Here is a 298-nt window from a genome sequence, read left to right as displayed (position 1 = left end):
TGCTGAGTGGGCGTCTGGACAGCACTTATGCGCGTTTTACTCGCCCGTGGACGCTGGCAGCGTGGATTTTCCTGACGCTCGGCATTGTGCTCGGTTCCGCATGGGCCTATTACGAACTCGGCTGGGGCGGCTGGTGGTTCTGGGATCCGGTAGAAAACGCCTCGTTTATGCCGTGGCTGGTGGGGACTGCGCTGATGCACTCACTGGCGGTCACTGAACAACGCGCCAGCTTCAAAGCGTGGACATTACTGCTGGCAATCAGTGCCTTCTCGTTGTGTCTGCTGGGGACTTTCCTGGT

General features: G+C 59.1%; 1 protein-coding gene. It reads left to right on the top strand.

What is annotated here, in order from left to right; genetic code table 11:
* A partial coding sequence (gene ccsA, locus LZP73_RS20040) for a cytochrome c biogenesis protein CcsA (RefSeq protein WP_234236671.1) occupies positions 1 to 298 on the top strand: 298 nt, incomplete at both ends.

Origin of the sequence: Shewanella sp. AS16 (assembly GCF_021412365.1) — a bacterium.
In the GTDB taxonomy this organism is placed as follows: Bacteria; Pseudomonadota; Gammaproteobacteria; order Enterobacterales; family Shewanellaceae; genus Shewanella; species Shewanella salipaludis.
Note: the sequence above shows the minus strand (reverse complement) of the source record. Positions and strands in the feature narration are given on the sequence as shown.